This window comes from Roseibium aggregatum, assembly GCF_017309185.1.
In the GTDB taxonomy this organism is placed as follows: Bacteria; Pseudomonadota; Alphaproteobacteria; order Rhizobiales; family Stappiaceae; genus Roseibium; species Roseibium aggregatum_B.
Map to the genome: position 1 here is coordinate 381,893 of NZ_JAEKJZ010000004.1, position 14,507 is coordinate 396,399.

The 14,507-nt window shown below is 61.5% G+C and carries 14 protein-coding genes; 11 read left to right on the forward strand and 3 right to left on the reverse strand.

Annotated elements, in window-relative coordinates:
• The first annotated feature begins 86 nt into the window (after positions 1-86).
• Together JF539_RS19425 and JF539_RS19430 are read left to right on the forward strand one after the other, a co-directional pair.
• Positions 87-647 carry a tautomerase family protein gene (locus JF539_RS19425; RefSeq protein ID WP_207142362.1) on the forward strand — a complete coding sequence of 187 codons (561 nt, stop codon included), beginning with the start codon at positions 87-89 and terminating at the stop codon, positions 645-647.
• A 155-nt stretch (positions 648-802) separates the two neighbouring features.
• Positions 803-1,231 (forward strand): group II truncated hemoglobin, encoded by a 429-nt coding sequence (locus JF539_RS19430; RefSeq protein ID WP_207142363.1) that lies wholly within the window; start codon positions 803-805, stop codon positions 1,229-1,231.
• 51 nt (positions 1,232-1,282) lie between these two features.
• Here JF539_RS19430 and JF539_RS19435 read toward each other — a convergent pair whose 3' ends face one another.
• Positions 1,283-1,762 carry an Lrp/AsnC family transcriptional regulator gene (locus tag JF539_RS19435; RefSeq protein WP_207142364.1) on the reverse strand — a complete coding sequence of 160 codons (480 nt, stop codon included), beginning with the start codon at positions 1,760-1,762 and terminating at the stop codon, positions 1,283-1,285.
• Positions 1,763-1,904: 142 nt separating this feature from the next.
• On the opposite strand from JF539_RS19435, the gene JF539_RS19440 reads away from it, so the two are divergent.
• From JF539_RS19440 to JF539_RS19480, 9 genes are all read left to right on the forward strand, one after another.
• A complete protein-coding gene (locus JF539_RS19440) occupies positions 1,905-3,359 on the forward strand; it encodes an aminotransferase class V-fold PLP-dependent enzyme (protein WP_328809271.1) in 1,455 nt (484 codons plus the stop codon).
• 218 nt (positions 3,360-3,577) lie between these two features.
• Positions 3,578-5,065: an NAD(P)-binding domain-containing protein gene (locus JF539_RS19445; RefSeq protein WP_207142366.1), complete on the forward strand. Its 1,488-nt coding sequence runs from the start codon at positions 3,578-3,580 to the stop codon at positions 5,063-5,065.
• A gap of 2 nt (positions 5,066-5,067) precedes the next feature.
• Entirely contained in the window at positions 5,068-5,559 is a 492-nt protein-coding gene (locus JF539_RS19450; RefSeq protein WP_207142367.1) for a hypothetical protein, read from the forward strand.
• Positions 5,556-6,140, forward strand: a complete 585-nt coding sequence (locus tag JF539_RS19455; protein ID WP_207142368.1) for a peroxidase-related enzyme — start codon at positions 5,556-5,558, stop codon at positions 6,138-6,140. Before JF539_RS19450 ends, JF539_RS19455 begins: the two co-directional genes overlap by 4 nt.
• Before the next feature lie 14 nt (positions 6,141-6,154).
• Entirely contained in the window at positions 6,155-7,249 is a 1,095-nt protein-coding gene (locus JF539_RS19460; RefSeq protein WP_209017453.1) for an NAD/NADP-dependent octopine/nopaline dehydrogenase family protein, read from the forward strand.
• Positions 7,250-7,326: 77 nt separating this feature from the next.
• Complete coding sequence (locus JF539_RS19465; RefSeq protein ID WP_207142370.1) at positions 7,327-8,433, forward strand: ABC transporter substrate-binding protein; 1,107 nt, start codon at positions 7,327-7,329, stop codon at positions 8,431-8,433.
• Between the two features lie 235 nt (positions 8,434-8,668).
• On the forward strand, positions 8,669-9,670 hold the full coding sequence (locus JF539_RS19470; protein WP_207142371.1) for an ABC transporter permease: 1,002 nt from the start codon (positions 8,669-8,671) through the stop codon (positions 9,668-9,670).
• Positions 9,667-10,452, forward strand: coding sequence for an ABC transporter permease (locus tag JF539_RS19475; RefSeq protein WP_207142372.1), 786 nt, complete (start codon positions 9,667-9,669; stop codon positions 10,450-10,452). Before JF539_RS19470 ends, JF539_RS19475 begins: the two co-directional genes overlap by 4 nt.
• A gap of 2 nt (positions 10,453-10,454) precedes the next feature.
• Positions 10,455-11,561, forward strand: a complete 1,107-nt coding sequence (locus tag JF539_RS19480; RefSeq protein WP_207142373.1) for an ABC transporter ATP-binding protein — start codon at positions 10,455-10,457, stop codon at positions 11,559-11,561.
• 271 nt (positions 11,562-11,832) lie between these two features.
• On the opposite strand, the gene JF539_RS19485 is transcribed toward JF539_RS19480, so the two are convergent.
• Positions 11,833-13,311 (reverse strand): aldehyde dehydrogenase family protein, encoded by a 1,479-nt coding sequence (locus JF539_RS19485; protein ID WP_207142374.1) that lies wholly within the window; start codon positions 13,309-13,311, stop codon positions 11,833-11,835.
• 1 nt (position 13,312) lies between these two features.
• Positions 13,313-14,419, reverse strand: coding sequence for a mandelate racemase/muconate lactonizing enzyme family protein (locus tag JF539_RS19490; RefSeq protein ID WP_207142375.1), 1,107 nt, complete (start codon positions 14,417-14,419; stop codon positions 13,313-13,315).
• Positions 14,420-14,507 lie beyond the last annotated feature (88 nt).

The following is a 14,507-nucleotide window of genomic DNA, read 5'->3' on the forward strand; positions in this document are numbered from 1 at the left end:
CGATTGATTTCTTCAAATGGTATGTGATTATATCATTATGTCAACCCGGGTTGATATAGAGACATATCATTTCATGGAGCGCTCTCATGCCGGTCATACGTGTCACGCTGATTGAAGGGTATCCGGATGAAGCCAGGCTCCGTCTCGGAGAGGCGCTGACCGCTGCAGTTCGCACGACTATCGCCGCGCCGCTTGACGGCATCACCGTGGCGATCGAGGAACTGAAACCGTCAAACTACATGCGTGGCGGCCAGTCGCGCACGCCCGGCAAGGCTCTCACCGATCCGGCAAGCCGTATCCGGGAGTTCCTGGAAACGATGGAGGCCCGGGATCTGGACAAGGCCAAAACCTTCCTGGCGCCGGACTTCAGGATGACGTTTCCTGGCGGGGTGGAGTTCGGCCGGCTGGAGGAGCTGATCGCCTGGGCCGGGCCGCGCTACAATTTCATGCGCAAGACCTATGAGCGCTTCGACACCTGCTCCGGCGACGAGGGCGCCATCGTCTATTGCCACGGAACGCTCTCGGGCGAATGGCCTGACGGCTCGGCCTTTTCGGATATCCGTTTCATCGACCGTTTCGAATTCTCGGGAGATCTCATCAGCCGGCAGCAGGTCTGGAACGATCTGGCCGAGAGCGTGAAAGACTAGATACTTTTCAGGTGGCTGCGGCTCCTTGAAAAGTCGCAGGCGGAGGTTGCTGCGGACATCCGGTTCTGGGGCCGGGCGGCGAGATGCCGTATGGACGAAAGCAGAGAGAACCGGGAGTATGTCCCCTGCGTCAAAAACGAAATGTGGAGCGGACAATGGACGGCGATGGAAAGACCGAAACCCTCTTTGAACGGATGGGCGGCTCCAAAGCCATCGGCAGGCTGGTGGACCTCTTCTACCAGCGCATGGACAGCTTGCCCGAAGCCAAAAGGATCCGCGCGATGCACGCGGAGGATCTCGGTCCGACACGGGAAACCCTGAAGCGGTATTTGAGCGAATGGACCGGCGGGCCGAGGCTCTATTCACCGGAAAAGGGTCACCCGCGGATGCGCCGGCGTCACATGATGGTCCCGATCGGCGAAGACGAGCGGGACTCCTGGTTGTTGTGCATGCGCGGCGCGCTGGAACAGGCCGTCGCCGACCCGCAGGCTCAGGCGGACCTTTACGAGAAAATGTCCGGTCTGGCGGATTGGATGCGCAACACACCCGGCAATCCTCATGATCTGCGCAACAGGCAGTCCTGAGTGGAAGCGGGTGCCTCGGAGCCAGGTCGAAGAGGGGCGGCGATGTTGCCGCTATTGCCCGCCGCCTTTCTGGAACGGGATCGGCCGTTGTTCCTCGATTGCTTCCATGGCGAAGTAGGACGTGACGTTTTCCAGCTCAACTTCCGAGATCAGGCGCTGGTAGATCGCGTCATAGCTCGCCATGTCGCGGGTCACCACCTTGATCAGGTAATCGTAATCGCCGCCGATCCGGTAAAAATCGATCACGTCGGGGATTGAGGAAACATGATCCCGGAAGGTCTCCAGCCAGGTCAGTGAATGATGGCGAGTCCTGATCATCATGATGACCACAAGACCGGCTCCCAACTCCTCGCGGTTCAGCAGCACCGTCCGTTTACGGATGGCGTTTGCGGCTTCCAGAGCCTTGAGCCGCCGCCAGCAGGCGTTCTGGGACAGTCCGACCCTGTCGGCGAGTTCCCGCTGGGACTGTGCAGCGTCGCGTTGAAGTTCCGCGAGTAACCTGCAATCTAATTGATCTAGTTTTATCGCCATTTGAATATCATATGATCGAATTTCTGGGTTTTCTTCCTAAAGAAATGTGATGAATTTCCGTGATTTGAATGTCAATAATCTTTTTATGAGTAATTTACCAAACCTCGCCGAAACCGTTCCGTGCCCTGAGCCAGAAGAAAGTGTGCTGGACACGTTCCGGACGTGGCTGCGTCAACCGAACCTTGTTGAAGACCTGCGGTCGGGATTGATCGGCGAGGATGCGGTTGTGCCTGGACCTTACGGTCCGAAAAAACTCGTCTACGCGGATTATGTCGCTTCTGGCCGGGCGCTGGCCCAGGTTGAGGATTTCATCCGTCACGAGGTGCTGCCCTATTACGCCAACAGCCACACACAGGCCTCCTATTGCGGGGCCTTCGTCACCCGGCTGAGAAACCGGGTCCGCGCGGAAATCGCCCGGATCGTTGGCGCGGACGAAGATTATTCGGTGGTTTTCACCGGCTCGGGGTCGACGGCCGGGCTGAACCGGATCGTCATGCTGCTGAACATTCCGTCTCTCGTGGCTGCGGGCGGACGCGCCGTGGTTCTGATCGGGCCTTACGAGCATCACTCCAATCTGCTGCCGTGGCGGGAAAGCGGTGCGGAGGTCATCGAAATACCCGAAGGCGCAACCGGTGGACCGGACCTCGAAGCGCTTGAGAAGGCGCTGCGCGAAAATGCCGGGGTAGATCTGCTCGTCGGAGCCTTCGGAGCGGCATCGAATGTCACGGGGATCCTCACCGACGACAGGGCCGTGACCCGGCTTCTAAAGACCCATGGCGCTTTGGCGATCTGGGATTACGGCTGCGCCGCTCCCTATGTGCCGATGAGCATGGGCGCCGATGGGGAGACGGACACGGCCAAGGACGCTCTTGTCTTCTCACCGCACAAATTCCCCGGCGGGCCGGGCGGGTCCGGTATCATGGTCGTCCGGGACTCGATTGTCCGCCGCCGGACGCCGACGCTTCCCGGGGGAGGCACGGTGTCCTTCGTTTCTCCGTGGGATCATGTCTATTCCGAAAGCCTGGAAAATCGCGAGGAGGGCGGCACGCCGAACGTTCTCGGCGATATCCGCGCCGGCCTGGCGCTGATGGTCAAGGATGCGATCGACGCGGACTGGCTTGCCGCGCGGCAGCGGGACCTGCGGGCCCGCGCTCTCTGCGTGTGGCGAGACAATCCGCATATTCAACTGCTTGGCAAACAGGGTGTCGAGGCGCTGCCGATCTTCTCGTTTCAGGTGCGCGACGGCAACGGCGAACCGGTTCATCACCAGCTTTTCACGCGCATGCTGTCCGACATTTACGGCATTCAGGCGCGTGGGGGATGCGCCTGCGCGGGATCTTATGCCCATGCGCTGCTGGATATCGATCCGCAAGCCTCCGCCGGCTTGAAGCAGGCCCTGGATGCGGGGTCGGAGATCGAAAAACCGGGATGGGTCCGGTTGAACTTGTCACCACTTATGCGCGATGAGAAGGTTGATTTCGTCGTAAGGTCGGTAGATTGCCTGGCCCGTGAAAGTGCATCTTATACCAAAGACTATGTGGCCGATGTCTCAAACGGCCGGTTTTCCGCTAAAATTCCCGACAGGGCCAAGGCCTGAAAATGTTATCGCCGTTAAGCAATTTCTCTTGTTCTTTGCCCTTCGCATCATGGTATCCGCCGCTGGCCGCATTCGCGCCGCCGGTGGGAGGCTTTTCCTCCGAGGCTCTACCAACCCGGGTTTGGCGCGCCGCGCGTATGCTTTTCCTTTCGACAATTTGCATCCGCTTCGGGATGGCTGACTGAAACGCTAGTACAGGTGAAGAAAAGGACCGAGTAATGTCTGACACGAGTGCCCCGCTACCTTTGGATGGAGCAGGTCTGGATACCCTGGAAAAGCGGTTGTGGGAGAACCTCGAATACCTGTGCTATCCCGGCAAATCCTGGGTTCCGCCAAAGACCGTCGGCGGGGAAGCGGTGACCGATGTGGTCGTTATCGGCGGTGGCATGTGCGGCATGCTTGCCTGGTTGGCGTTGCGCACCGGCGGTATCGACAATGTCCGCGTTCTCGATCGCAGTCCGGAAGGTCTCGAAGGCCCTTGGCTCAACTACGCCCGCATGGAAACCCTGCGCTCGCCCAAGAGCCTGACCGGCCCCAGCTTCGGTCACGGCATGCTGACGTTCCAGGCCTGGTACCGGGCCCAGTTCGGGACAGTGGCCTGGAACGAGCTCGACAAGATCCCCCGTCCCATGTGGATGGACTATCTCAAATGGTACCGGAAGGTGCTTGAGGTGCCGACGGAAAACGGCGTTTCGCTCGACCTCGTGGAGCCGGAGGGAGACCTTCTGCGGCTTCACCTGAGCGGCGCGCAGTCCGGCTCGATCCTGACCCGCAAGCTGGTGATGGCGACCGGCCGCGACGGAACAGGCGTACCGAACATACCGGGCTTCATGGACGGTATCTCGCGCAAGTACTGGGCGCACAGCGCCGACGAAATCGATTTCGATGCATTGAAAGGCAAGAAGGTTGCGGTCATCGGTGTGGGTGCGTCGGCTGTCGATAACTCCGCCGAGGCGCTCGAGCATGGGGCCGCGGAAGTGCGCCATCTGATCCGGCGCAAGGAAATGCCGACCGTCAACAAGATGATGGGCATCGGCAGCTACGGCTTTACCGCCGGCTACGGCGCCATGCCGGACGAATGGCGCTGGCGGTTCATGAACTATTCCTTCGTCACCCAGACGCCGCCGCCGCACGGATCAACACTGCGGGTTTCCCGGCACAAGAACGCCTATTTCCATTTCGGCCTGCCTGTCGGCAAGGTGGAGGAAACGGGAGAGGGGCTGAAGATCCACCTCGGCGAGGATTCGGTCTACGAGGCGGACTTCCTCATCCTCGGCACCGGTTTTTCCGTCTATCCGGAGGCGCGAGCCGAGTTCGGCCCGGCGGCGATGGAGATCTCCCTGTGGCGTGACGTCTACACGCCGCCGGAAGACGAGCAGAACAGAGACCTTGGCGCGTTCCCCTATCTGAACGGCGATTTCACCTTCCGGGAAAAGACGCCGGGCAAGGCGCCGTGGCTCGCCAACGTCTATTGCTTCAACTACGGCGCGACCGCGAGTCTTGGAAAAGTATCCGGCGACATTCCGGGCGTTTCGGAAGGGGCTGCCTGGCTCACCAAGTCGATCGCAGGCAAGCTTTACAGTGAGGACCTTGCCCGGCACTGGCAGGATTTTCAGGACTACAGCACACCGGAGCTGGACGGCAGCGAATGGACGCCGACGCCTTTGCCGCAACATGGCAGGGAAGAAGTCGAGGCCGCACAGTGAGCATGGAAACCTTGACGAAGAGCACGCTTCTGGACCTTGCCGGCATTGCCGGGGGCAGCCCCATCGCGGCGGCGCTGGAAGGCCGGAGCAATATTGTCGCCATGACGCAGACCACAGAGGACGCGGTGCTGAAGCCTGTCGACGCGGGAAGCTGGTCGCATGATGTCAGGGCGGCGCTGGCCGCCCGGATCGCGGCCCTCAATGGAGAAGGCGCCCTGGCGGATCGTTATTGCGGGCTGATCGCGGATCCCGAGGTCGCCGAACTGGCGGATCCGCTGAAGTCCGGCAAGGTTCAGGGCATGGAACATGTCTGCGACTTCATGGACAAGGTGGCGGCACAGACCCGCGACGTTGATGCGGAAGACATCAGGACCCTGCAGGAAAGCGGTGTCTCCGATGCCGACATCGTCCGACTGTGCGAGATCAACGCCTTCATGTCTTACCAGGTGCGCGTTCTGGCCGGTCTCCGGCTGATGAAGGAGACCGGGGCATGAGCGATGTCATCCGCAAGTTTACCCGCAATGTTCCTGACTGGCGGCCGAGGGTCGAGCCGGTCAAGCTGGAAGAGGCTAGCCAGGAACAGCTCGACGCCCTCAAGGTGACGCCCTCCAACACCAAGGTCTCGGCCTATGTTCTGACGCTCGCCCACGATGTGGAGACGCTGAAGGTCCGCTCGCCGCTCTTCAACGGCATCATGTACGACAAGGGCGGGATGTCCCGGGACGAGCGCGAACTCGGCGCGATTGCCGCCTCCATGGTCAATCACTGCATCTATTGCGCCGCTGTCCATGCCGACCGGCACGCCAAGATCGCCAAGGACACCACGGTTACCGACGAACTCTTCGCCAAGGGTCTCAAGGCCGATCTGTCAACGCGCGACCGGGCCATCTTCGATTTTGCCCATGCGCTGTCCCAGACGCCGTCCGAGGCGACGCCCGAACAGATGTCGGCCCTGCGGGACGCGGGTCTCGACGAGGCGGAAATTCTTGACCTGATCCTGTCCACCGCCCTGTTCGGCTGGGCCAACAGGCTGATGCATGTGCTCGGCGACCCGGTCAGAAAGGTCAGCGCATGACGGCGGGGGTTCCCTTGAAAGTCGGTATTGCCGGAGCTGGATCGATTGCCTTCGGTACGGCCGCGCTTTTGAAGCAGATGGGCCACGAGCCCATGTTGTGGTCGCCGTCGGGCGAGGGTACGGCGGAGCTGCGCTCAGCCGGAGACCTGACAGCCGCCGGTGCGATCGAACTCACTTTCACCCCCGGGATCGCTTCGGACGCCAAAGAGCTTGCGGCGTCAAGTGACGTCATCGTCGTGGCGGTTCCGGGCTATGGCCACAAGGCGATTATGGACGCGCTGGCGCCGCACCTAGCCGCCGGTCAACCCGTCATCATTTCCTCTCATGCCTCCTTCGGCGCGCTCTATCTCGCCGACCGGCTCGCGGCACGCGGTGTCGAGTTGCCGATCACGGCCTGGGGAACGACGGCGGTGACCGGCCGCCGGCAGGGCGGAACCAGGGTGCAGGTGAATACGGTGCGCTCGCTGATCGACATGTGCACCATTCCGGAAAGCTCAACCGACGCCGGCAAGGCCCTTTGCGAGCGCCTTTTCGGCGAAAGGTTCAATTTGCGCGACGGATTGCTGGCGATCACGCTGTCCAACCTCAATCCCCAGAACCACATGGGTATCGCGCTTGCGAACATGACCCGGATGGAAAAGGGCGAGGCCTGGGGGCAGGGCGAGAACGTGACGCCGAATGTCGGCCGTCTGCTCGAGGCGCTCGACAAGGAACGGCTGGCGATCGCCGAAAAGCTCGGTCTGGCCGTGCGGACCATCTTCGAGCATTTTCATCTGTCTTTTCATGTGCCGGTGGCTTCCATTAGTGACATGAACCAGGAAATGCACAAGATGGGCCGGGGTGGTACGGGACCTTCGACAGGCGACAGCCGTTATGTGACCGAGGACGTCCCGTTTGGACTGGCCGTCACGGTCGCCCTGGGCAAAATGGCCGGCTGCCCGGCCGTTCTGCACCAGGCCGGGGTGGAGATCTTTTCGGCCATGTACGGCCGCGACTTCTTCGCCGAAAATGATCTCCTGCCAGCCATCGGGCTGGAGGAGATGACACTGGACGACTTGCGTCAGGCGGTTTCGACGGGCTGCCTGGGGGAAGGGGGCGAGCGGGCCTGACCCGCTTCAGCCGAAAGAGGGGACTGTTCCGCCAAACCATAAAACACCATTGCGCGGACAAAACATGGAGACTGGAAATGACGAAGTTTAAGCTGAACCGTAGAACGTTCCTTGGAACCGCCGCAGCGACCGGGGCCGTTCTGGCTTCGCCGGCTTATCTGCGCCGGTCCTACGCCGCGGGCGGAGAAGTCAATATCTGGACCTACGCCAATTTCGTTCCGGAAGACTTCAAGAAGCAGTTCGAGGATGAGACCGGTATCAAGGTCAACATCCGCCTGGTCGACGACCAGGGCAAGCAGTTCAACCTGCTGGCGGCCGAAGCCTCCAACCCGACGGTCGATATCGTGACCGTTGCCGGCCACCGTTTCCTGCAGTTCATCGACAGCGACCTGCTGGCGCCGCTCGACACGGGCCGCCTGACCAACTGGGGCAACATCAACCCGGTCTACTCCGAAAGCGACTGGGCGACGATCAACGGCAACAAATGGGGCGCACCGATCCTGTCCGGGATGGAAGTGATGGCCTACAACACCGACGTCGTCGATCCCGAGGAAGCCAAGACCTGGGATACGATGTTCTCCGACAAATATGCCGGTCAGACCGCCTATGTCCTTCAGGACATGATGTCCATCGTCATGCTGAAGATGGGCTATGACGGCAACATGGTCGCCTATATGGACGATCCGGAAAAGGCCGCCGCAATCGTCGCCGAAGCGCGCGACTACCTGATCGAGAAGAAGCCGCTGGTGCGCAAATACTACGACGGCGGCGCGGAAGTGCAGCAGATGTTCGTCAACCAGGACATCGTCATGGCCTGCGCGTGGAACGGCCCGATCGCGGCCCTGATGAACGACGGCTTCCCGGTCGCCATGAGCATTCCGAAGGAAGGCAGCTACGGCTTCGTCTACACCTACAACGTCGCCAACAACGCGCCGAACGCGGACAACGCCTACACCTTCCTGAACGCCATTCTCGGCTCCGGCGAAATCGGTGCGGCGATGACCAAAGCCTCCGGCTTCATCTCCACCTACAAGGATGCCTCCCAGTATCTCACGGATGCCGAAAAAGCCTCCACGAGCTTCCCGGAAGAAGAGCTTGCGAACATGAAGTTCTTCCGCGCGGAAGCCAACAAGATGAAATACGAGCTGGTCGATCCGGCGGTGGAAGAAATCAAGGCCGCCTGAGTTTTTCAGGCTTGACCGGTTCTTCCGCCGGTTGAGAAAAACCGAGCCGGTCCGGAGGCGCTGCTTGCCTCCGGACCGGCCCTGAAAACCGGCTTCCGAGATGTCCGCACAAGCGCCCGGCCCGGGAGGGACGGCCGTCGCGCAAGGCTGGTATCTTTTCAGGTCGCCGGGCAGTCGTTTGCGCAAGCCGATACCGGCCCTCAGGCCCGCGCTTGCCATTTTCGAAGGAAATAAAATGTCTGGAAAGGTTCCATCGGGCGCTGCCGCACTGGCGGGAAAGCGCAGTGCCGAGAACCAGACGAATGATGGGCGCTCTTTCTGGGGAGCACTTGCCGGGTCGGACCTCTATCAGGCATTCTCCGACGCGCTCCTGAGCTCGCCGCGGCGCCAATTCGCCATCCTGCTCACGTTTCCGCTGGTCTGGGTCGTGACCCAGCATCTCGGACCGATGCTGCAGATGCTTTACGTCAGTTTTGTCGAAGCCTATCCGGTCGCCCCCGGCTACGAGCAAAGCTTCACCCTCGACAATTACGCGCGGTTCTTCGGCAGCGCGATCTTCGTCATGCCGTTTCTGCGCACGCTCGTCTTTTCCGCGACGCTGACTTTCGCGACGCTGATCCTGACCTACCCGGTTGCCTATTTCCTGGCGCGGCACGTCAAGCGCTCGAACCAGATGATCTTTCTGCTGCTGCTCCTGATCCCCTTCTGGGTCGGCGAGATCGTGCGTACCTACGCCATCATGATCCTGCTCGGCAACAACGGGGCCGTGAACCTTGCCCTCAAATGGCTCGGCCTGGTCGATCGGCCGATACCCTTCATGTACACGGGCTTTTCCATCTCGGTCGGCATCATCTATCTCAGCGCGCTCTATATGTTGCTGCCGCTTTATTCCGCGCTGGAGAAGCTGCCGCGCAGCTACACCGATGCCGCAGCCGATCTCGGGGCCGGTCCGTGGACCCGTTTCTGGCGGATCACGTTGCCGCTCTCCCTGGAAGGGATCTCCTCCGGCTCGACGCTCGTGTTTCTGATCGCGACCGGCTATTACGCAACACCGGTTCTGCTCGGCGGGCCTTCAACCACCGTTTTCGCGGAAACCATTGCCGGCTTCTTCCATGCCGCCGGAGACGAATGGCCGACCGGGGCTGCCTTCGCCTGCCTGATGTTCGTGACCGCCCTTGCGATCAGTTTCGCCTTCGGACGTCTCATGACCCGACTTCAGAAGGGAGTGCGCAAATGACCCGGCACACGCGCCTTGTGATGTCCATGATCTACTGGGCATTCGTGCTTTATATCTTCGTGCCCCTGGCTCTCATGGTCATGATGGGGTTCAAGGACAGCAAGTTCATCGGCTTCCCGATCCGTTCCTGGACGCTTGAATGGTACATCGGCGTCTTCGGAAATTCGGAGGTCATGTCGGCCTTCGGCTATTCGATGGTCATCGGTATCACCTCCACGCTCATTTCGCTTTTCGTCGGCGTCTGGATTGCCGTGCTTCTCAATGGGCGGGGCTTTGTCGGCAAAGGTGTGATTTACGGTCTGACCCTCTTGCCGGCGCTGATCCCCGGAATCATCTCGGCGATTTCCTTCCGCATCTATGCGCAGCTCTGGGGCGTGCCGCCCGGAACCGGCGCCATCATCTGGTGCCATGCCGTGCACAACGTGCCTTTCGTGGTTCTGATCGTCTCGGCCCGGCTCGGTACCTTGCCGAAGAGTTATCTGGACGCGGCCCGCGACCTCGGCGCCGATCCGCTGATCGCCTTCATGCGGGTGACGCTGCCTTATCTGCGCCCGGCGCTGATCGGCGGGAGCGTGTTCTGCATGCTGATCAGTTTCGACGACTTCGTCCGCTCCTTCTTCCTGGGCGGATACCAGCCGACGCTTCCGGTGCTCATCTTCGCCAAGCTGCGCTCGGGCATGTCGCCGGAAATCAACGCGATCGCGACGGTCGTTCTGGTCCTGACCGCCCTGCTCGGGATCTGGGCCGAACGAACCACGCGCCGGCTGAAAAAGGGATACTAAGAATGGAAAACCTGCAACAAGACACGTCCCAGGAAATTGTCCGGCTCGACGCGATCAACAAGCGGTTCGGCGACACGGAAGCCCTGAAAAGCCTGACCATGTCAATCCGGGAAGGGGAGTTCGTGACCTTTCTCGGTCCGTCGGGCTGCGGCAAGTCGACCACCTTGCGCATTCTGGGCGGCTTCGAGACGCCCACCTCGGGCCGGGTGATCGTCAACGGCGAGGACGTCACGAAGCTTCCGCCCAACCGGCGCAAGGTGAACATGGTGTTTCAGGACTATGCGCTGTTTCCGCATATGACGGTTCGCCGCAACATCTCCTTCGGCCTGGAACTCAAGGGCCTCTCCAAGAGCCAGATCGTTCAGCGCTGCGACGAGCTGATGGGCTTTCTGGAGCTGTCGGCCTATGCGGACCGTCTCCCCGATCAGCTGTCCGGCGGCCAGCGCCAGCGCGTGGCGCTCGCCCGCGCGCTCGCTCCCGATCCGGCGCTGCTGTTGCTGGACGAGCCTCTGGGGGCGCTCGACGCGAAACTGCGCGGGCAGGTTCAGGCCGAGCTGAAATCGATCCAGCGGCGGACCTCGAAAACCTTCTTCTTTGTTACCCACGACCAGGACGAGGCGCTGACCATGTCCGACCGCATCGTGGTGATGAACAAGGGCGTGGTCGAGCAGGACGGTACGCCGGAAGAGCTCTACTTCCATCCGTCCTCGCGCTTCGTCGCGGAATTCGTCGGTGAAACCAACCTGATCGAAGGTCACGTAGATACCGTCAGCGGTTCCGACGTGACGCTCGACTGGCGGGGGCTGAAACTGGCCGGACGTCCGCCGGTCTCCGGTGGATTGGAGGCGGGCAGCAACGTTGCCGCCTCGATCCGACTCGAAGGCCTGAAGCTGTCGCTCGACAAGCCCGAAGATCAGCCCAACTCGGTCTCCGTCCGCGTGTCCGGCCGCACCTTCAAGGGCAGCCGCACCGAGCTCGACCTTCAGGTGGAAAGCGCGCCGGAAATCTCGATGCGGGCCTATGTGGATACGGCTCTTGCCGAAGAACTCGGAGAAGCCCCCGTCTGGGCGAGCTGGTCGCAGGAAGCGATGGCGGTTCTCAGGGATTGAGACCTGGCGGATTGCACCGGGCCGACAGGGTGGTCGATGCCGGTGTAAATTCGCTTGTTGGGTTAGGTGAATTCCTCACTCTTGCTCAAGCATTTCGTCTTGCTCCAGTCTCCCCCTTTGAGGGGGAGACTGGAGCAAGGTGAATTGTTCCGGAAACTCAGACTTGCTCGTTTAGCCGGACGGCAGCTGACCAAGCAATGCCATGACGCCGGGCGCGGGTGCCGCTTGTCGAGTGCGGCGCCTGGTTTCGTTCGGCAGGCGGGGAGGGAAATTACCCGATCCGCGCGGCGACGCTTTTCACCTTGCAGTAGCTCTTGAGGCCCTCGAGGCCCTTTTCCCGGCCGAAGCCTGAGAATTTGTTGCCGCCGAAAGGCACTTCGATGCCACCGGCGAAATACTCGTTGATGTAGATCTGGCCGGCGTCGATCTCGCTCGCAAGCGAAAGAGCGTTGGAGATATCCTGCGTATAGATGCCGGCGACCAGGCCGTATTTGCTGTCGTTGGCAAGCTCCAGGGCATGAGCGGCATCCTCGGCGACCTGGACGGTCAGGACCGGTCCGAAAATCTCTTCCTGCACAAGTTCGTCATCGCAGGGGCGGTCGGCGACGATGGTCGGCTCGTAGAACCAGCCCTGACCGGTTTCCGGATCGGCCGTGATCGCGCCGCCCGTCAGGATTTCGGCGCCGCGCTCGCGTGCACGGTCAATGAAGCCGGCGACCTTGCTCAAGTGTTCCTGCGAGTTGACCGGACCGAATTGCGGGTCCCGCAAACCATGGCCGATGGTCAGCGTCTTTGTGCGCGCGACCAGTTCTTCAAGGAAACGGTCGCGGATGCCGCGTTCGATCACCAGGCGCGAGCCCGCGGAGCAGATTTGGCCGGCATTCTCGAAGATCGCGCCGAGAACGCCGGTGAGGGTCTGTTCCCAGTCGCAATCGTTCAGCACCACGACGGGTGACTTGCCGCCGAGTTCAAGCACCACGCGTGTTATGTTGTCGGCCGCCGAGCGCATGACCTTCTGGCCGGTGACGACCGACCCGGTGAAAGTGACCTGATCCACGTGCGGATGTGTCGTGAGCGGGGCGCCGACCTCGGCGCCCGTACCGGTGACCACATTGCAGACCCCGTCGGGCAAGCCCGCTTCGCTCAGGAGTTCCGCCAGAAGCAGCGCCGTGAAAGGGGTCTGCTCCGCGGGCTTGGCGACCACCGTGCAGCCGGCCGCGAGCGCCGGGGCAAGCCCTCTTGCGGTGGTGGAAATCGGGAAGTTCCACGGAATTATGTGTGCGGTCACGCCAACCGGCTCATAGACACTGTAACCCAGGTAGCCGTGAGGCAGCGGAAAGGTGTCGCCCTGAAGCTTGTCGCAGGCTCCCGCGTAGTATTCGAAAGAGCGCGCCGCGCCGTTCACGTCTCCAAGCGCCTCGTTCAAAGGCTTGCCGCAGTCCAGGGTCTCGACGATGGCAAGACGCTTCGCGTTGGCGCGGATGAGTTCGGCGGCCTTCAGCAGGATGCGCGCGCGTTCGGCGGCAGGCGTTTTGCGCCAGACGGTTTCAAAGGCCTCGCGCGCGCTTGCCACGGCCGCATCGACATCCGTCGCGTTGCCGGCGGCAAATTGTGCGAAGACGGTGCCGCGCCCGGGATCGAAGCTGTCCATCATCCGGCCGCTGCTGCCTTGAACGAAACAGCCGTCGATATAATGGCCCATGGGCAGACCGGTTACGGGCTTGCCGGCCAGAATGTCCTGAATGTTCATCTCAGTCGTTCCATGTGCTGATCTGGTACGCGGACTTTGCAAGCCATTCGGGATTGATCTCAACCCCCCAGCCCGGCGCGTCGGTGACGGTTGCCTTGCCGTCGACGATTTCATAGGGGTCGTTGACAAAGATCTGGTCCTGCCAGGGATAATAGTCGAGACCCTCGATGGAAAACTCGAGATATTTCCCGGCATTCGGGATGGCGCGCAGAAGGTGCATCGTGAACAGCGTCACCATGGACATGTTGGCGGCGTGCGGGGTGACCGGCATGCCGGCGGCCTCGGCCATGCGGGCGACCCGCAGCGTGCGCGCGATGCCGCCCAGGTAACAGACGTCGGGCTGAAGCACATCGACGATCCGCCGGTCGATCATCGCCTTCCAGTTCGCCAGCATGCAGTCCTGCTCGCCGCCGGTGATGTCGATATCGAGGGCGTCGGTCACTTCCTTGGTCTGCTCGAACTCCCAATAGGGACAGGGCTCCTCGTAGTGGGAAATGCCGTTGTCCTGGAGCATCCGGCCGACCTCGATCGCCTTGTCGGGCGAGTAGCACGAGTTCGCGTCGACCAGAAGCGCGACGTCGTCGCCGAGTTCCTTGCGGATCAGCGGGACGATCTCTTCCGTCCGCCCGGGCCATTCGTCCTGATTGCGGCCCACCTCCGCGCCGATGCGGAACTTGAAGGCGTCGAAGCCGTTCTCGTCGCGCAGCCGCTTGAACCGGTCCGCTTCGTCGCGAGGCGTGATGTCGCGCTTCATCGAGGAGGCGTAGGCACGGAACTGCCCGGGCGTTCCGCCGATGAGTTCGCAGACCGGGCGCTGCTCCACCTTGCCGCGCAGATCCCAGAGCGCCGTGTCGACACCGCCCATCGCGCGCCTGAGATAGGCCCCCGGGAACTTGTGCTCCCGGTCACGGACGACATCGAGCATCTCGTCGATCTCGAAACAGTCCCAGCCCAGAACGTAAGGCGCGACCTGCCGGTGCAGGACCTTGGCGGTGATGTCGGCGCAATAAGGTGCGACCTGTCCCCACCCCTGTGCGCCGTCGTCGGCCGTCACCCGCACGAAGCAGATGAATTCATTCGTGAAAGTTTCGATTTTTTTCAGTTTCATGGGGTCCGGAACGTCCTGGTGAACTTGTGCTTTCCAAGCATTGCGCGATAATTGGCGTATCAGACATATCCATTTCGGAACTCTTTCC